The following is a 16766-nucleotide window of genomic DNA, read 5'->3' on the forward strand; positions in this document are numbered from 1 at the left end:
GGCGAGGTCAGCGAGGAGCGGCGGCCGGTTCGAGGACCCAGCGGGCGAAGTCCGCGGGGGAGGTGTTGCTGCCGCAGATGACGGTGGTGACGCGGCGGCCGGCGAAGCGGGCCGGGTGGTCGAGGAGGGCGGCGACGCCGAGGGCGGCCGAGGGTTCGGCGACGAGGCCGGCGTGCTCGTACAGGGCTCGCATGCCCGCCTTGATCGCGTCCTCGCTCACGAGCAGCACGTCGTCCATGACCACGAGCAGGTCGTCCAGCACTTCGGGGATCGGGCAGCGGCCGGCGACGCCGTCGGCGATCGTGTCGATGCGGTCGGTCCCGACGACCGTCCCGCGCCGCCACGACAGGGACATCGCGGGCGCGCCGGACGGCTGGACGCCGATCACCTCGGCGCCGGGGGCGAGGGCGTGCACGGTGTAGCCCACGCCGCTGGCCAGCGCGCCGCCGCCGAGCGCCACGAGGACGACGTCGAGGTCAGGGACGTCGCGGACGAGTTCGAGGCCGATCGTGGCGGCGCCCTCGCAGGTGGCGAGGTCGAGGCTGTCCTCGACCCAGTAGGCGTCCCCGGTCCCGGCGAGTTCGCGGGCGAGCAGCCTGGCGTCCTCGATGTCCTGGCCGGTGAGCCGCAGATCGGCGCCGAGCGCCGTGATCTGGGCGAGTTTGAGCGGGTTGGCGGTGGTGGCGGCGACGACGGTGACGTCCAGGCCGCGGCGGGCGGCGCTGTAGGCGAGGGCCTGGCCGAGGTTACCGGCGCTCGCGCACACCATCCGGGACGCCCCCGCCCTGGCCGCCGCCGCGGCGACCGTCTCGGTGCCGCGGCCCTTGAAGCTGCGTACCGGGTTGAGCGTCTCCACCTTCAGCGTCATCGAGCAGCCCAGCGCCCGGCCGAGCGACGGGCAGGGCATGGCCGGCGTGTCCAGGAACACCGGGTCGATCTCGCTCACCGCGTGGCGGACGCGGTCGAGCCGGAGCCGGACGTGATCGAGACCGCTCATGGTGACGGAGTCTGTCATACGTGACGGCGGATCACGCGTTATGTGATGGAACGATGACAACGCGGCCCGGCCGGTGATCCGTCTGTTTGCCTGAGGGTCATGGATCTCACTTCTCACCCCCTCGCACGTCTGGCCCTCGCCGTGGTCGCCGGCGCCGCACTCGGGGGCTGCGGCGCCTCCTCCGCCGACGATCGGGCCGGGAGCACCGCCACCTCCCAGACCGGCGTACGGGTGCTCTGGATGGGCGACTCCATCGCGGGCGCGCAGGCTCCCGCCGTGCGGGCGGCGCTGGAGGCCGCCGGTGTGACGGTCGAGAACGCCACGTCCGACGGCGGCGGCAACCTCGTCGCCGGTGACCATCCGGTCACCACCAAGGCGGCCCGCGACACCTGGAAGGCGCTCAAGGAGCACATCTCGTCGTTCCGGCCGACCGTGATCGCGTACCAGATCACGACGTACGACTGGGGCACCGCCCGCGAGCAGCTGACCGCCTACCGGAAGCTCGCCAAGACGGCCGGGGACGCGGGGGCCCGGCTGGTACTGGTGTCGGCGCCGCCGTTCAAGATCGACGAGTTCTTCCAGCCGCACGCCGCGTCCATCAAGAGCGCGCCCAGGATGGCCGCCAAGGCCGCCGACGGGACCAACGCCCGCTTCCTGGACGCGTCCGAGCTGTGGGGCGCCGACCACGCCGCCGCCAAGGCCCAGCGCTCCAAGGACGGCATCCACTCCTGCCAGCAGGGCTCGGCCGCGTTCGCCACCTGGTTCGCCAAGCAGCTCGGCGAGCTGGCCGGCTTCACCCCGGCCGCACCCGCCGAGTGGGCCACCGGGGCGTGGACCGGCGACGACCGGTTCACCAAGCTCGGCTGCAGCTGATGCCCGACGCGGCACGTGATGGCCAGCCCGCCTTTGAAGGCGCGCCCGCCTTTGAAGGCGCGCCCGCATGTCAAGGCGCGCTCGCATCTCATGGCGCGCCCGCTTTCGAAGGCGCGCCCGCCCCCGGCCGCCGGCACACCGCCGCAGACACCTCCCATCCCGCACACATCGCGCGCCGGGCGCACGTCGGTGCGTTGGATGGATTGCGGGGGTTCGCGGTGGTGGCCGTGCTGCTGTTTCACGCCGGGCATCTGGGTGGCGGCTTTCTCGGTGTGGATCTGTTCTTCGTGCTGTCCGGATTCCTCATCACCGGGCTGCTGCTGCAGGAGGCGGGGCGGCCCCGGCTGGGGGCGTTCTGGGAGCGGCGGGCTCGCCGGCTGCTGCCCGCGCTGGGTGTTCTGGTGGTGGTCGTTCCGCTGCTCACCTGGGCGGTGGGACGCCTCGACCTGCTCAGGGCGGTGCAGCAGGACACGCCGTGGGTGCTGGCGCAGGCGGTCAACTGGCACTACATCGGCGAGCAGATCGGGTACTGGAACGCCTCGGACACCCGGCCGTTCGCGCACCTCTGGAGCATCGCCGTCGAGTGGCAGTTCTACCTGGTCTGGCCGCTGGTCGTGGTGCCGGCGGGGAAGGGGCGGTGGCGGGTCGCGGTGGTCGCGCTCGCCGGTGCGCTCGGGTCGCTCCTGCTCATGGTCACGTTCGGGGCGGCCGTGGACACCACGCGTGCGTACGAGGGCACCGACACCCGGGCCTTCGCCCTCCTGCTGGGCGCGGCCGCCGCGACCGCGCCCGTCCGGGAGGCCGTGGCCCGGCTGCCGCGCAGGGCGGTGGACCTCGTATGCGCGCCGCTGCTCGGCGGGCTGGCCGTCGCGTGGGTCGTGACGGCGGGGGAGCAGGCGCCCGGGCTGTTCCAGGGCGGCATGTTCGCCCACTCGCTGGCCTGCGCCGTGCTGATCGTGCTGCTGGCCGGAGCGCCGGACGGGCTGGCGGGCCGGGCGGTCGGCAGCGCCGTGCCGCGCCGGCTCGGCGAGCTGTCCTACAGCCTGTACCTGTGGCACTGGCCGATCTACCTGCTGCTGCCCCGTCAAGATCGGCTGGACGGCTGGGTCTGGACGGCGGTCGCCGCCGGGCTGTCGCTGGCGGCTGCAGTAGTGTCGAAGGCCGCCGTCGAGGATCCGGTACGCCGGCGCGCCCGCTGGACCACCGGCCGCCGCGGCTGGGCGGCACTGGCCGCCGCCGTCACGGCCGGGGCGGCGGTGTGGACGGCGGTGTGGACGGCCGTCCCTCAGCCGGAGCCCGGCGCGGGGACCGTCGACGTGAGCAGACTCGAAGGATGAAAGGGGAACACATGCCGCGAACGCCCGCCCGCCTCGCGGCCGTCGTGGCGGCGGCGGCGCTGGCGGCCGGCTGCGGGATCACCGGCACCGGCGTGCGCCCCGCGGGCGAGCCGGTCCAGGGCGGGCTGACCGGGAAGAGCGGGCAGCTCCTGCGGGTCTACTTCGTCACCACCGAGGGCACCTGGCCGGTGTCGCGTCCGGCGGGATCCGGCGGTGGCGTGCAGGAGGCGATGGACGCGCTGCTCGCCGGCCCCACCGCCGACGAGCGGGCGCGCGGCCTGGCCTCCCAGGTGCCCGCCACGAACGGGCAGGTCCGCGCCAGGACGTCCGGCGGCCGGGTCGAGCTGCGGCTGCCGTGGCTGGTACGCGACCTGCCGCACCTGGCGGTGAGCCAGCTCGTCTGCACGGCCGCCGCCGGCGGTGACCCCGTCGTCGAGGTGTACGAACCCGGCATGGGAGACCGGTCATGGGAGGTCCGATGCGACGAGAACGGCACGGCGGTCCCGGCCGGCGAGAGGGGGACGTCGTGACACGCGTATTGGCGATCGGGAACCGCGCGGCGGGAGGAACGTTGTGACGCGGGTGCTGGTGATCGAGGACGACCCGGCCGTGCGGCGTGGCGTGGGGCTCGGGCTGCGGCACCAGGGGCACGAGACGCTGCTGGTCGGCACCGGTGAGGACGGGCTGGCCGAGCTGATCGCGAGCGCGCCCGACATCGTGCTGCTCGACCTGATGCTGCCCGGCATGAGCGGCCTGGAGACGTGCCGGCGGATCCGGGCGTTCAGCCAGGTGCCCATCGTGATCCTGTCGGCCCGCGACGACGACGTGGACGTGGTGGTGGGCCTGGAGGCCGGCGCCGACGACTACGTGATCAAGCCGGCCAGCACCGAGGTGATCGAGGCCAGGATGCGGGCGGTGCTGCGGCGTACGACGCAGGCCGCGACCGGCAACGCCCGCTCCGAGCACGGCGACCTGCTCATCGACCGGGTGGCGCTGCGGGTGCTCAAGCGCGGTGCCGAGGTGGCGCTGGCGCCGACGGAGCTGAAGCTGCTGCTGTTCCTGTCGGCCGCGCCCGAGCAGACCTTCAGCCGCCAGCAGCTGCTCGAACAGGTGTGGGAGCACGCCTTCCACGGCGACTACCGGCTGGTGGACGCGTGCGTGATGCGGCTGCGGGCCAAGATCGAGGACGATTCGCGCAGCCCCCGCTACATCCAGACGGTACGCGGGTTCGGCTACCGGTTCGGGCCGCTGTGATCCGCCCGCCTCTCGCCCGTGGCCTGCGGGCGCAGCTCGTGCTGGCGTTCCTGCTGGTCTCGGCGCTCAGCGCGGTGACCGCCGCCGCCGTGACCTACCGGCAGGGCCGCGACGCGATCGCCGAGCGCGCCCAGGCCGACCTGGTGCAGGAGCTGCGCGCCCACCTGGCCTCGCGGGTGCCCGACCTGCCGGCCGATCCGAAGGTGGCGGATCTGCGGACGCTGGCGGTGCAGCTCGACCGGGCGGCGGGGGCGCGCGGGTGGCGTTCGGCGCTGTCGTACCGGGGCGGGGCGCTCGTCGCCGCAGGACGGGAGGCGCCGCCGCTGCCCGCGCCGCTGCGGGCCGAGGCGGCGACGGCGGCGACCGTGCTGGCCCAGCGGTTCCACCACGGGCAGACGCCGTGGCTGGCCGTCGCCGTCCCGGTCACCGCGGCGGACCGGCCCCAGGGTCCGCCGCCGCTCACCGTCTACGCCTCCATGTCGCTGGCCTCCCAGCAGCAGGACGTCGAGGGCCTGGCCGCCGCCGCCCGCGCCGCCGCCGTGCCTGTAGCGCTGGCCTCGATCATCCCCGCGCTGCTCGCCGCCCGCCGGTTGCTGCGGCCGGTGCGCCGGCTGCGTACCGCGACGGAACGGATGGCGGCGGGCGGCCTCGGCACGCGCGTCACGGTCACCGGCGACGACGAGCTGGCCGACCTGGGGCGGGCGTTCAACGGCATGGCGGCCACGCTCCAGGCCGACGCCGCCACGCTGCGCGCGATGGAGGAGCGGGCCCGCCGCTTCGCCGCCGACGTCTCGCACGAGCTGCGCACGCCGCTCGCCGCCATGTCGGCGGTGACCGGCGTGCTCGACGCCGACGCCGCCTCGGGACGGCTGCCGCCGGTCACCGCCGAGGCGCTGCACCTGGTCTCCGACGAGACCCGCAAGCTCACCCGCCTCATCGAGGACCTCATCGAGGTCTCCCGCTTCGACGCGGGCGCGGCCGTGCTGCACCTCGACGAGGTGGATCTCGGCGAGCTGATCGGCAAGACGCTGGCGCTGCGGCACTGGGACGGGCGGGTCCGCACCGACCTGCCGGCCGGTCTGCGGGTGCGGCTGGACCCGCGCCGGGTGGACGTCGTCCTCGCCAACCTCGTCGGCAACGCGCTGCGGCACGGCGGTCCCGACGTGTCGGTGACCGTACGGGTCGAGCCGGCTCCCGGCCGGGTGGCCGTCATCGTCGCCGACGACGGCCCCGGCATCCCGGCCGACCTGCTGCCGCATGTCTTCGACCGCTTCACCAAGGGCGACTCGGCGCGCAGCCGCAGCGAGGGCAGCGGACTCGGTCTGGCCATCGCCGCCGAGAACGCCCGCCTCCACGGCGGCACCCTCACCGCCACCACCCCACCGGCGGGCGGCACGACCATGACCCTCACTCTGCCGCGATGCTCGCAGGGGCCGGACGGAGGCCGCCGGCCAGGGCCAGGGTGACCGCCACCGACACCACCGCCATCGCCGCCATGGCCGTCGCCGCCGAGGTGACCTGGGCGATCGCGCCCGCCAGCGCGGCGCCTACGCCCTGCATGGCGAGGGTGCCCGAGGAGTGCAGGCCGAGGGCGTGGCCGCTCAGCTCCTCCGGGGTCAGGGCCATCAGGCGTTCCTGGAGCAGGAGACTCGCGGCGAACCCCACCGACGCCACACCCACCGCGATCGCCGCAACCGTGAGGCCCGGACGGAACGCGAAGACCAGATAAGGGGCGGCCAGCAGAAGGCGCATGGGGGCGCCGAGCCTGGCACGCCACCGGGCGGGGACGAAACGACCGGCCAGGACGTCGCCCGCCAGCATGCCCGCCGCCGCGACCGCGAACAGCAGCCCGGCGTGCTCGGGCGCGTAAGGGACGAACAGCGACTCGCAGCCGACGATCAGCCCGTTCGGCACCCACAGGGCGAGGAACACGTACCGGCGGGGCACCGACGACCACAGCCGCGCGTTCGCCCGCCAGGTCGCGGTCACCGACGGACGGCCCGTGTCCCGTGGCGGCCTGGCACTGAGCCCCCACCGGGCGACGGCCGCCTCCACCAGGTACAGCGCGGCCCCGGCCAGCAGCGCGCCGCGGGGCGACAGGGCGGCCACCAGCACGCCGCCGGCCGCGTACCCGCAGATCTGCAGGAGACCGGCGGTCATGTTCATCGTCGAGCGGCCCAGCAGGTAGCCCTCGCGCGGCAGGATCTCGTTCAAAAGCCCCCACCGCACGCCGCCGTTCAGCGACGCGACCAGCCCGAGCCCCAGCACGACCGCGAACACCGCCCCCACCGGCAGCCCTGGGGCGGCCAGCACCGCCGTGCCCACGCCGAACACCAGGGCGATCCCGCTCAGCGCGGCCCTCGGGGGCAGCCGGTCGGCGGCCGACAGCAGCGCAGCCGCGCCGATCACCTGCGCCAGCGACGGGCCGAACATGCTCAGCGCGGCCAGCAGCGGCGACCGCGTCGCCCCGTAGACCAGCACGCCCAGCGCCAGCCCGCTCACCGTCGAAGCCGCCACGTGCGCGGACGTCGCCGCGAACAGCGGCGCGAACTCGGGCGCGCGCAGCAGTTCTCCATATGTACGCATGCCGCGCAGCCTGCGGCCCCCGCCCGCGCGAGCGTTACAGTTTCGCGGGGCGGCGAAACGCCGGCCGCCGGCCTGTGCGCCCCGCTCACGGTTTTCGCGAGTCAGCGAAACGAGCGGCGGCCGCGTGCTCGGCCGGGGAGGTGGAGCGGTGGGGTGGTGGCGGCTTGACGCTGACACGTTGGTGGGTGGCAGGTTCGTGGTGTCGCCGTTGGCTGAGACCGTGGCGAGCCTGTGCCTGCTCTCCTCGGGGCGGGCCACCCACCCGGCGGCGCGGCGGTGGCTGGCCGAGCACCTGCCCGCCTATCGCGAGCGGCTCGATCCCGTCACGGCGCTGCTCGTACGGTGTGCGCTCGAGCAGCCGTGGATGGCGGACTTCTGCGCCCCGCCCCCGAGCACCGAGGCGCGGACGTTCGCCGAGGAGCTGGCGGTCGTGCGTGGGACCCCGCCCGATGCCGCCAGGGCGGACGTGGCCGTGGCGGTGAACGGCATGCTGCCGGCCGCGCTGGACCGGGCCGATCTGGCCGAGCGCATGGCCGGCCTGCTGCAGTGGGTGTGGGCGCGGGCCGTCGAGCCTGAGTGGGCGCGGCGGCGCCGGGTCATGGAGGCGGACATCGTGGCCCGTACCGCTCAGCTCGGGCAGGGCGGCTGGGCCGCCGCACTGGCCGACCTGCGGCCGGGGATGCGGTGGCTGGGCGACGGACGGTTGCGGATCAACGCCCACGACCGGCCGCCCAGGACGATCCGGTCGGGGGCGCGGCTGCTGTTCGTCCCCGTCACCCCGGGCGGCGCCTGGGTGACGTGGGACGAGCCGCACACGTACGCCGTCATCTACCCGTGCTCGGGCGTCCTCGCCGAGCCCGACGGCGAGCCGGTGCCCGAGGCGCTCGGGCGGCTGCTCGGACCCGCGCGCGCCGCCGTCCTCGTGCTGCTCGCCACCCCGAAGAGCACCAGCCAGCTCGTCGCGCTGACCGGGCAGGGCCTGGGGTCGGTGGGCCGCCACCTCAAAGTGCTCCTCGACGCCCGCCTGGTCCGCCGCCGCCGCGCCGGGCGGTCGGTGCTGTACTACCGCACCGAGGCCGGCGACGTCCTCGTCCGTGCTCAAGGCCACTGACCAGCAGAGAAAGGCATGTGGCACCGATCACACGCGTTGTGTGGATTCCCGGGCCTCGACCGGGACGTCCTGGGGCAAGGTCTCACCTGCCGGGCCGGGAGGTTCGACAACTGCGGCAAGAAGTAGCGCATCTCCTAGAGGTTGAAGCCGCCCGACACCTCGAGGACCTGCGCGGTGACCCAGCGCCCCTCCTCGGAGGCCAGGGCGGCGATCATGGCGCCGACATCGCCGGGCTCGCCGATCCGGCCCAGAGCCGTACGCGCGGCGAGCGGCGCGGCCAGCTCGGGGAAGCGGCTGAAGGCGTCGCCGCCGAGCCGGGTACGGGTCGGGCCGGGGGAGACGCAGTTGACCCTGATGCCGCGCGCGCTGAACTCCTTGGCCATGTAGCGGGTCAGCACGTCGATGCCGCCCTTCATCGAGCCGTAGACCGAGTAGCCGGGCTCGAGACCGGCCGCCGCCGTCGAGCTGCTGCCGGTGTTGACGATCGCGCCGCCGTCGGCGAGCAGGGGCAGCAGCTGCTGGGTCAGGAAGTACGGGCCCTTGAGCAGGACCCGCGTCAGCCGGTCGAACATCTCCTCGGTGGTGTCCTCGAACAGCGCCGCCTCGGCCTGACCGGCGTTGTTCACCAGGGCGTCGAACGTGCCGCGCGCCCACGTGTCGCGCAGCGCGGCGGCCACGCTCTCGCGGAAGGCCGGGAACGTGCTCGTGTCGCCGAGGTCGAGCGGCAGCGCGACGGCGGTGCCGCCCTCCTTCTCGATGGCGGCGACGGTGTCGAGCCCGCCCTGGGCGTTGCCGCCGTAGGTGAGGACGACGCCGGCGCCGCGCCTGGCGAGCTCGACCGCGGCGCTCCTGCCGATGCCGGAGCTGGCGCCCGTGACGATCGCGACTTTCATGATGGTCCTTTCACCGCTTGCTTGGATGACTCCATTCAAGTGGTGCGACCAGGGGAAACCCTAGATCGATCCTCTCCGGTTCTTGCCTGATCCTCTCACCAGTCGTGGATGGTGCCGTCCTGGAGCCGGTTGATCGGCAGGTACGCGGGCTCGTACGGATGCGCCGCCGCCCGCTCCTCGTCCAGCTCGACGCCGAGCCCCGGCTCCTCGCCCGGATGCAGGTGCCCGTCGGTGAAGGTGTAGGCGTGCGGGAAGACGGCCTCGGTCGCCTCGGTGTAGCCGGCGTACTCCTGGATGCCGAAGTTGTGCACGGCGAGGTCCAGGTGGATCGCGGCGGCCATGCCGACGGGGGAGATGTCCTCGGGCCCGTGAACGGCGGTCTTGATCTGGTACTGGGCGGCGTAGTCGAACAGCTTGCGCAGCGGTGACACGCCGCCGAAGTGGGTGACGGCGGAGCGCACGTAGTCGATGAGCTGCTCGCCGATCAGCGTCTTGTAGTCGTAGACGGTGTTGAAGACCTCGCCGATGGCCAGCGGCGTCGTGGTGTGGGAGCGCACCAGCCGCAGGCCCTCCTGGTTCTCGGCGGGCGTGCAGTCCTCCAGCCAGAACAGGTCGTACGGCTCCAGGTCCTTGCCCAGCCGGGCCGCCTGCATCGGGGTGAGGCGGTGGTGGGCGTCGTGCAGCAGCGGCAGGTCGGGGCCGAACTCCTGGCGCACGGCGTCGAAGACCTTGGGCAGGCTGCGCAGGTAGGCGGGGGTGTCCCAGTCCTCGACCACGGGACGAGGTCCTGCGGCGGTGTCCACGGTGTGCCGGACGCCGTACACCCGCTTGAGGCCCGGCACGCCGGTCTGCACCCGGATCGCCTGGTAGCCCTGATCGAGGCGGGCCCTGATCGAGTCGAACAGCTCGGGCAGGTCGCGGCCGGAGGCGTGCCCGTACGTGCGGACCCGCTCCCTGCTCGCGCCGCCCAGCAACTGGTAGAGCGGCAGCCCGGCGACCTTGGCCTTGATGTCCCACAGGGCGACGTCCACCGCGGCGATGGCGGCCATCGTGACGGGACCGCGCCGCCAGTACGCGCCCCGGTAGAGCGACTGCCAGGTGTCCTCGATGCGGTGCGGGTCGGTGCCCAGCAGCAGCGGCACGACGTGGTCGGTCAGGTAGCTGACGACGGCGAGCTCGCGCCCGTTGAGCGTGGCGTCGCCGAGGCCGGTGACGCCCTCGTCGGTCTCGATCCTCAGCGTGACGAAGTTGCGGCCCGGGCTGGTCAGGACCACCTTGGCGTCGACGATCTTCAATGCTCTGCCTTTCGTGAATGAGGGGGTCTCAGCCCTTGGTGGCACCGGCGGTCAGCCCGGCGACGAGGTACTTCTGCCCGAGCACGGCGACGATGACGACCGGCACGGTCATGAGGGACGCGGCGGCCATCAGGCCGCCCCAGTCGGTGCCGGCGTAGGAGATGAAGTGGAACAGGGTCACCGGCGCGGTCTGGGTGTCCTCGTCGGAGAAGATCAGCGCGAACATGAAGTTGTTCCAGCTGAAGATGAAGGCCAGCACCGACGCGGTGGTGGTGCCGGGCGCGGCCAGCGGCAGCGCGATGCGCCAGAACGCGCCGAAGACGCTCAGCCCGTCGGTGCGCGCGGCCTCCTCCAGCTCGATCGGCAGGCCCTCGAAGAACCCGATCATGATCCACAGGATCAGCGGCACGGAGACGAACATGTGGCTGAGCACCAGCACGGTGTAGCTGCCGACCAGCCCGGCCTGGGCGAACAGGTAGTACCAGGGCACCAGCAGCGAGATGGCCGGGACGATCCGCGCCACCAGCACCAGCGAGCCGGTGCGGTGCATCCTGAACCGGCCGACCGCCCACGCGGCGGGCACCGCGATGACCGCCGACAGCACGGTGGAGACCACGCCGACGATCAGCGAGTTGCGCAGCGCCGCCACCACCTCGCCGTCGGCCAGGACGTTGCGGAAGTTGTCCAGCGTGGGGGAGAAGATCAGGCCCACCGTGGGGTCGGTGACCTGCACGTTCGTCTTGAACGCGGCGGCGAACAACCACACGATCGGCAGCACGAAGATCAGGCACACGATCGTGATGAGGGCGCCCCGCAGCCACGGCAGGGCGCGGCGCCCGGAGTCGGCGGCGATCATGCGGACTTCCTTCCCGGACGGCGGCGGAGCAGGACCACCACTCCGACGATGGCGAGGGTGAACAGGACCAGCACGGCCGAGGCCAGGCCGTACTCCTGGTAGTCGAAGGTCAGGCCGTAGGCGTAGACGTTGAGGGTTTCGACCTCGAAGTCGGAGCCGCCGCCGGGACCCTTGGTGGCGTACAGGATGTCGAAGGTCTTCAGCGCGTCGATGGCGCGCAGGATCAGGGCGGTGGCCAGCGTGGGGAAGAGCATCGGCAGCACCACGAAGCGGAAGCGCTGCCAGCGGCCCGCGCCGTCCACGTGCGCGGCCTCCTCCGGCTCGGCCGGCAGCGTGGTGAGGCCGGCGAGCAGCAGGAGCGTCATCATCGGCGTCCACTGCCAGACGTCGATCAGCATGAGCACCGGCAGCGACTGGCCGACCGAGCCGAGGAACTCCTGCGGTGGCAGCCCGACCGAGGTCAGCAGATGGTTGGCGATGCCGTTGGTGGGGTCGAGGATGAGCAGCCACAGGATGCCGACCGCGACCGGCGTGGTCAGCAGCGGGATGATGAGGATCGTCCGCACCCACCTGCTGCCCCTGAACGGCCTGCGCATCAGCATGGCCAGGGCGAGCCCGAGCACGGTCTCGATGATCACCGCGCCGGCCGTGAAGGCGGCGGTGCGCCCGACGGCCGGCCAGAAGCGGCGCACGTCGGTGAGCGCGTCGGTGAAGTTGCGCAGCCCGACGTAGCCTTTGCCGGCGTTCACCGCGCCGAACGCGTCGGTGAAGGCCAGGTTGAGCGTGAAGATCAGCGGAAAGACGATCATCAGGCCGACGAAGGCGAGCGCCGGCGTCAGCATCGTCCACTTCAGGCGCCGGTTGGCCTGCTCGAACGAGCGCTGCGGGCGTGCGCCGCGAGCGCCGCGGGGGCTCGCGGGGCGGCGTGCCGCGGCGGAGGTGACCGACATCAGCCCTCCCTGTGGCGGTTGTCGCGGACGAGGAAGTCGGCGAACTCGGCGTCCGCCTCCCGGGCGACCGGCGCCACCGGCTCGCCGAGGATGCCGGCCACCAGCGGGCGGCCGACGATGTCGCGGGCCCTGCCCACCTGCAGCACGTCGGGCCGGTCGATGCCGAGCCCGATCTCCGCCTGCCGCTGCATGGCCTTGGCCAGGTCGGCGGGGAACGCGGCGAGCGTGGCCGAGTCGGACCAGGCCGACTGGCGGGCGCCGGGGATGCCGTCGGCCTGCATGCGCCTGACCATCTCGGGGCCTGCCGCCCAGCGGATGAACTGCCAGGCCTCGTCGCGCAGCAGGGAGAACCGGCTGACGCCGAGGCTCCACGACGGGATGTTGAACGGCCGCGCCCCGGCGGGCCCGGCGGGGAAGGGGGCGAAGCCGACCTTGTCCTGCACGGTCGAGATCTTGGGGTCGAGGAAGTTGGTGTAGATGGCGTCGGCGTCCACGTAGAAGGCCGCCTTGCCCTGGGCGAAGATCGGCATGGCCTGTTCGAGGCTCATGTTGGTGGCTCCCGGCGGCCCGGCCTGCTCCAGCAGGCGGCCGTAGTACTCGTACGCGGCGATGGCCTCGGGGGTGGCGATGCCGGAGCGGCCGTCGATGGTGAAGTCGCCGCCGAAGGAGTACAGGAAGCTCGACCACATGCTGACCGCGCCGGCGCGCTGGCCGCGTCCGACGAAGCCGAAGAACCCGTCGCCGCGCCCGGCGAAGCGCAGCGCCTGCTCCATCAGCTCGTCCAGCGTCCCGGGCGGCGAGGTGAGGTCCTTGCGGTAGTAGAGGGCGGGCCGCTCGGTCACCACCGGGACGCTCAGCACCTTGCGGGCGCTGACGGAGCGCTCGCGGGTCGCCGGGAGGAAGTCGTTCCAGGCGAAGGCGGCGTCGCCCGTCACCAGGCCGGTGAGGTCGGCCAGCCAGTCGTTGTGCGCGAAGAGCAGCTGCTCCTGCAGCGCGCGGACCATCATCACGTCGATGTCGGTCGCCGAGGCGTTGAGCTTGACGTTGTAGCTGTTGGCGAGCTGGTCGGAGGTGAGCAGCGTCATCGACACCCGCCGCCCGATCCGCTCCTCGAACTCGGGCAGCAGCTTCGCGACGGCCTGCGACCAGACGTGGTTGATCGCCATGACGCGCAGCGGCGTGTTCGCCGAGGGCTTGCCGCCGCCGGACGAGCAGCCCGCGAGCGCCGTGCCGCCCAGGGAGACGGCGGCCGCCGCGGCGAGCCTGCCGAACGCCCGCCGGCTCAAAGGGCGGCTGAGGGGGTGGTCGTTCATGGATCGGCTTTCTGCATCGGTACGTCCTCTGCGTGGTCCAACTGGTAGGACCAGTCGGACCATAGCAGTCCCTCGTCACCGATCGCCACCCCCGGTGACGGGAGACAGGGGAGGTCAGCGGCGGTGGGCGGCCTGGCTCAGCAGCGCCTCGATGTGCTGCCTGGCCATCACGTCGACGCTCACGTCGAGGTCGGCGCCGTAGGTGCGCAGCCCCAGCGTGAGGTGCTCGCGCATGTGGTCGCGGGCCCGCTCGACGTCGCGGGCGGCGATCGCGGCGTAGATCTCGGGGTGGTGCGGCACGCCCGGCTCGCCGATGTCGGGGTCGGAGTGGGAGCGCAGCATCATCTCGAACATCATGCCGCTGATCGACGACAGCATGATGCGCAGCACCGGATTGCCGCTGGCCTGCGCGATCGCGTCGTGGAAGTCGAGGTCGGCATGGGCCTTGTCGACGACGTCGGTGGCCTTGAGCTGCGCGTCGTTGGCCCGCTTGATGACCGCGAGCTGCGCCTCGTCGGCCCGCTCGGCCGCCAGCCCGACGATCTCGACCTCCAGCGGGATGCGCGCCTCGATGAGCTGGCGGACCGTAGGCCGGCCCGCGCGGTAGAGGGCGTCGTAGTGGCGGGCGTGCTGGGAGGTCTGCTCCCTGACGAACGAGCCACGCCCCGGCGCCACCTCGATCAGGTGCTGGGCCTCCAGCCGGCGCAGCACCTCGCGTACGACGTTGCGGCTGGCCCCGAACTGGGCGGCCAGCTCACGCTCGGAGGGAAGCTTGGAGCCCACCTGGATCTCGCCGGAGCGGATGCCGTGCTCCAGCTGGCGTGCGATGCGCTCGGTGAGCAGCCCCCGGTAGGACTGTGCGATGTCCTGGCCCATCGCTGCTGGCGGGTCGGCGGGCATGCACCCGAGGATACAGGAGGCCGTCCTGACCCCGTACGGAGCCGGAACGGCCGGACCTGATGACGACATATGATCGCTACGTTCGAAAGCTGCCCGGAAAGGCCCTTATGACCCACCCGCTCAGCCGCCGCTCCGCTCTGCTCGGCGCCGCGGCCGTGGCCGGCCTGGCTCTCGAGGGCAGAGCCGGGGCGAGGGCGGTGGACGCGGCGGCTTTCGACACAGCCCGCCGCCGATGGGTGAGCCTGCTGGCGGCCACGTCGTACGACCCCGCGTACGCCGACAAGACCAGGGCCGTCGAGGGCTCGGCCAGGGCCGTGCTGCGCAAGCTCAAGCCCGACGCGCGCCGCCCCAGCCTCTGGCCCGACCTGCCGCTCGGCGACCCGAACAGCGGCAACTTCAACCGCTCCTACAACCGCATGCGCACGCTCGCGATCGGCTGGGCCACCCCCGGCACCGCCCTGCACCACGACGCCCAGGTCGCCGAGACCGCCGTCAAAGCGCTCGACTTCCTGTACGAGCACGCCTACAACGAGCACATCGGCCGCCGCGGCAGCAACTGGTACTGGTGGGAGATCGGCGTCCCCCGCGCCCTGACCGACACCTGTGCCCTGCTCTACGACGGCCTGCCCAAGGACCGGCTCGACCGGTGGCTGCGCCCGCTGCGCCGCTGGTGCCCCGACCCCGAGCGGCGCATCAGCCACCCCGGCGTCGTCGAGACCGGCGCCAACCGGGCCGGCAAGGCCATGGCCGTCGCGATGCGCGGCCTGCTCACCCACGACGCCCGGCTCGTCAGGAAGGCCCGGGACGCCGTCTCCGACCTGCTGCGCCTCACCCGGGGGCCGGGCGACGGGTTCTACCGCGACGGGTCGTTCATCCAGCACGACATCTACCCCTACACCGGCAGCTACGGCGTCGACTATCTGGAGAGCGTGGCCAGGCTGATCGCCATGCTCGCCCGCTCGCCCTGGCAGATCGGCCGCATCGACGCCGTGTACGACCTCGTGGACCGCTCCTTCGTGCCGTTCGTCTTCGACGGGCTGATGATGGACTGCGTACGCGGGCGGCAGATCTCCGTGCAGGGCCACCGCGACCACCACTCGGGCCAGAAGACGATCGAGGCCATCCTGACCCTGCTGGACACGGCGCCCGAGAAGCACGCCGAACGCTGGCGTCCCCTGGTCAAGGGCTGGCTGACGCGTAACCAGGCCGTGCCGTACCAGGCGGTCGCACCCCTGGCCGGCATCGCGCGGGCGGACGCCCTGCTGCGGGATCCGTCGGTGCCGGTCGGGCCGCGCACCACCGGCACGTACGTCTTCGCCGACATGGACCGGGTCGTGCACCGCCGGCCCACATGGGCGTACGCGATCGCCATGAGCTCGAGGCGGATCGGCGCCGTCGAGGCCATGAACAGGGAGAACCTGCACGGCTGGTACACCGGTGACGGCATGACCTACCTCTACACCGCCGACCTCACCCACTGGAACGACGAGCTGTGGCCGACGATCGACCCGTACCGGCTGCCCGGCACGACCGTCGACCGCCGCAAGCGCGGCGACCTGCGCCACGGCACCCGCCGCCGCCCGGCGACCCCGTGGGCGGGCGGGGTGGCGCTGGACGGCGAGTACGGCCTGGCCGTCATGAAGCTCATCGGCGACGGCTCGTCGCTGCGGGCCAAGAAGGCGTGGTTCCTGCTCGACGACGCCGTGATCGCGCTCGGCACCGGCATCACCGCCTCCGACGGCCGCCGCGTCGAGACCGTCGTCGAGAACCGCAACACGCACGGCGCCCACCCGCCGCTGTCCAAGGGCGACGGCTGGGTGCACCTGGCCGGCGTCGGCGGGTACGCGCTGCTCGACGGCGCCAAGCCGAAGGTGCTGCGCGAGAAGCGCACCGGGCGCTGGCGCGACATCGACAAGGGCGCCACCACCGGCGGCGACTCGACGCCCGTCACCCGGCACTACACGACGATCCTGCTCGATCACGGCGTGGACCCGCGCAAGGCCCGCTACGCCTACGCCGTGCTGCCCGACGCCTCGGCCAACCAGACCGCCGCCTACCAGGGCCGCGTCAAGATCCTCGCCAACTCCGGCACCGTGCAGGCCATCTACCGCGACAACCTGGTGGCCGCCGTCTTCTGGCGGGCAGGGACGGTCGAGACCGACGAGGGTCCGTTGAGCGCCGACGGGCCGTGCGCGGTGGTGCTCCGCCGCGACCAGTTCCAGGTGCGCCTCGCCGTCGCCGATCCCTCCAGGACCGCCGACGACCTCAAGCTCACCCTGCCCTGGCGGATCAAGTCGATCAGGAAGGCCGACCGGGGCGTGCGCCGGTCGAAGGGCGCGCTCAAGGTCGAGGTCGCCGGCACCCGCGGCCACACCCGCACAGCCGTGCTGAACGTCTGACC

General features: G+C 72.9%; 15 protein-coding genes. 7 read left to right on the plus strand and 8 right to left on the minus strand.

Features of this window, described 5'->3' with window-relative positions; all coding sequences use genetic code 11:
* Positions 1-7: 7 nt before the first annotated feature.
* A complete protein-coding gene (locus AB0K12_RS41775; protein ID WP_364573657.1) occupies positions 8-997 on the minus strand; it encodes a pyridoxal-phosphate dependent enzyme in 990 nt (329 codons plus the stop codon).
* Between the two features lie 99 nt (positions 998-1096).
* Here AB0K12_RS41775 and AB0K12_RS41780 point away from each other — a divergent pair, with 99 nt between their 5' ends.
* From AB0K12_RS41780 to AB0K12_RS41800, 5 genes are all read left to right on the plus strand, one after another.
* On the plus strand, positions 1097-1870 hold the full coding sequence (locus AB0K12_RS41780; RefSeq protein WP_364573659.1) for an SGNH/GDSL hydrolase family protein: 774 nt from the start codon (positions 1097-1099) through the stop codon (positions 1868-1870).
* Positions 1871-2037: 167 nt separating this feature from the next.
* The gene (locus AB0K12_RS41785) at positions 2038-3207 is read left to right on the plus strand and encodes an acyltransferase (RefSeq protein WP_364573874.1); all 1170 of its coding nucleotides are present in this window, start codon (positions 2038-2040) and stop codon (positions 3205-3207) included.
* Between the two features lie 11 nt (positions 3208-3218).
* On the plus strand, positions 3219-3737 hold the full coding sequence (locus AB0K12_RS41790; protein ID WP_364573661.1) for a hypothetical protein: 519 nt from the start codon (positions 3219-3221) through the stop codon (positions 3735-3737).
* A gap of 43 nt (positions 3738-3780) precedes the next feature.
* Entirely contained in the window at positions 3781-4461 is a 681-nt protein-coding gene (locus AB0K12_RS41795) for a response regulator transcription factor (RefSeq protein ID WP_364573663.1), read from the plus strand.
* Complete coding sequence (locus tag AB0K12_RS41800) at positions 4458-5927, plus strand: HAMP domain-containing sensor histidine kinase (RefSeq protein ID WP_364573665.1); 1470 nt, start codon at positions 4458-4460, stop codon at positions 5925-5927. Before AB0K12_RS41795 ends, AB0K12_RS41800 begins: the two co-directional genes overlap by 4 nt.
* Here AB0K12_RS41800 and AB0K12_RS41805 read toward each other — a convergent pair.
* Positions 5869-7047 (minus strand): MFS transporter, encoded by a 1179-nt coding sequence (locus AB0K12_RS41805; protein ID WP_364573667.1) that lies wholly within the window; start codon positions 7045-7047, stop codon positions 5869-5871. The two genes, AB0K12_RS41800 and AB0K12_RS41805, sit on opposite strands and share 59 nt — an antisense overlap.
* A 199-nt stretch (positions 7048-7246) precedes the next feature.
* Between AB0K12_RS41805 and AB0K12_RS41810 the strand changes: the two genes are divergently transcribed.
* Positions 7247-8158, plus strand: coding sequence for a transcriptional regulator (locus tag AB0K12_RS41810; protein WP_364573876.1), 912 nt, complete (start codon positions 7247-7249; stop codon positions 8156-8158).
* A 134-nt stretch (positions 8159-8292) separates the two neighbouring features.
* Here the strand turns inward: AB0K12_RS41810 and AB0K12_RS41815 are convergent, their stop codons facing one another.
* The 6 genes from AB0K12_RS41815 to AB0K12_RS41840 form a co-directional block, all read right to left on the minus strand.
* Positions 8293-9051 (minus strand): SDR family oxidoreductase, encoded by a 759-nt coding sequence (locus tag AB0K12_RS41815; RefSeq protein WP_364573669.1) that lies wholly within the window; start codon positions 9049-9051, stop codon positions 8293-8295.
* A 95-nt stretch (positions 9052-9146) separates the two neighbouring features.
* Positions 9147-10346 (minus strand): D-mannonate dehydratase ManD, encoded by a 1200-nt coding sequence (manD, locus tag AB0K12_RS41820; protein ID WP_364573671.1) that lies wholly within the window; start codon positions 10344-10346, stop codon positions 9147-9149.
* Positions 10347-10374: 28 nt separating this feature from the next.
* Positions 10375-11202: a carbohydrate ABC transporter permease gene (locus AB0K12_RS41825; RefSeq protein WP_364573673.1), complete on the minus strand. Its 828-nt coding sequence runs from the start codon at positions 11200-11202 to the stop codon at positions 10375-10377.
* Entirely contained in the window at positions 11199-12152 is a 954-nt protein-coding gene (locus tag AB0K12_RS41830; protein WP_364573675.1) for a sugar ABC transporter permease, read from the minus strand. Before AB0K12_RS41830 ends, AB0K12_RS41825 begins: the two co-directional genes overlap by 4 nt.
* Positions 12152-13465 carry a sugar ABC transporter substrate-binding protein gene (locus tag AB0K12_RS41835; RefSeq protein WP_364573677.1) on the minus strand — a complete coding sequence of 438 codons (1314 nt, stop codon included), beginning with the start codon at positions 13463-13465 and terminating at the stop codon, positions 12152-12154. Before AB0K12_RS41835 ends, AB0K12_RS41830 begins: the two co-directional genes overlap by 1 nt.
* 114 nt (positions 13466-13579) lie before the next feature.
* A complete protein-coding gene (locus AB0K12_RS41840) occupies positions 13580-14365 on the minus strand; it encodes a FadR/GntR family transcriptional regulator (protein ID WP_364573679.1) in 786 nt (261 codons plus the stop codon).
* Between the two features lie 107 nt (positions 14366-14472).
* Between AB0K12_RS41840 and AB0K12_RS41845 the strand changes: the two genes are divergently transcribed.
* On the plus strand, positions 14473-16764 hold the full coding sequence (locus AB0K12_RS41845; RefSeq protein ID WP_364573681.1) for a polysaccharide lyase 8 family protein: 2292 nt from the start codon (positions 14473-14475) through the stop codon (positions 16762-16764).
* Positions 16765-16766: the final 2 nt, after the last annotated feature.

This window comes from Nonomuraea sp. NPDC049419, from assembly GCF_040676995.1.
In the GTDB taxonomy this organism is placed as follows: Bacteria; Actinomycetota; Actinomycetes; order Streptosporangiales; family Streptosporangiaceae; genus Nonomuraea; species Nonomuraea salmonea.

Coding starts and splice junctions, on each gene's coding strand:
- AB0K12_RS41775 (WP_364573657.1), bottom strand. CDS start 997: ATGAGCGGTCTCGATCACGTCCGGCTCCGGCTCGACCGCGTCCGCCAC.
- AB0K12_RS41780 (WP_364573659.1), top strand. CDS start 1,097: ATGGATCTCACTTCTCACCCCCTCGCACGTCTGGCCCTCGCCGTGGTC.
- AB0K12_RS41790 (WP_364573661.1), top strand. CDS start 3,219: ATGCCGCGAACGCCCGCCCGCCTCGCGGCCGTCGTGGCGGCGGCGGCG.
- AB0K12_RS41805 (WP_364573667.1), bottom strand. CDS start 7,047: ATGCGTACATATGGAGAACTGCTGCGCGCGCCCGAGTTCGCGCCGCTG.
- AB0K12_RS41815 (WP_364573669.1), bottom strand. CDS start 9,051: ATGAAAGTCGCGATCGTCACGGGCGCCAGCTCCGGCATCGGCAGGAGC.
- AB0K12_RS41825 (WP_364573673.1), bottom strand. CDS start 11,202: ATGATCGCCGCCGACTCCGGGCGCCGCGCCCTGCCGTGGCTGCGGGGC.
- AB0K12_RS41830 (WP_364573675.1), bottom strand. CDS start 12,152: ATGTCGGTCACCTCCGCCGCGGCACGCCGCCCCGCGAGCCCCCGCGGC.
- AB0K12_RS41835 (WP_364573677.1), bottom strand. CDS start 13,465: ATGAACGACCACCCCCTCAGCCGCCCTTTGAGCCGGCGGGCGTTCGGC.
- AB0K12_RS41840 (WP_364573679.1), bottom strand. CDS start 14,365: ATGCCCGCCGACCCGCCAGCAGCGATGGGCCAGGACATCGCACAGTCC.
- AB0K12_RS41845 (WP_364573681.1), top strand. CDS start 14,473: ATGACCCACCCGCTCAGCCGCCGCTCCGCTCTGCTCGGCGCCGCGGCC.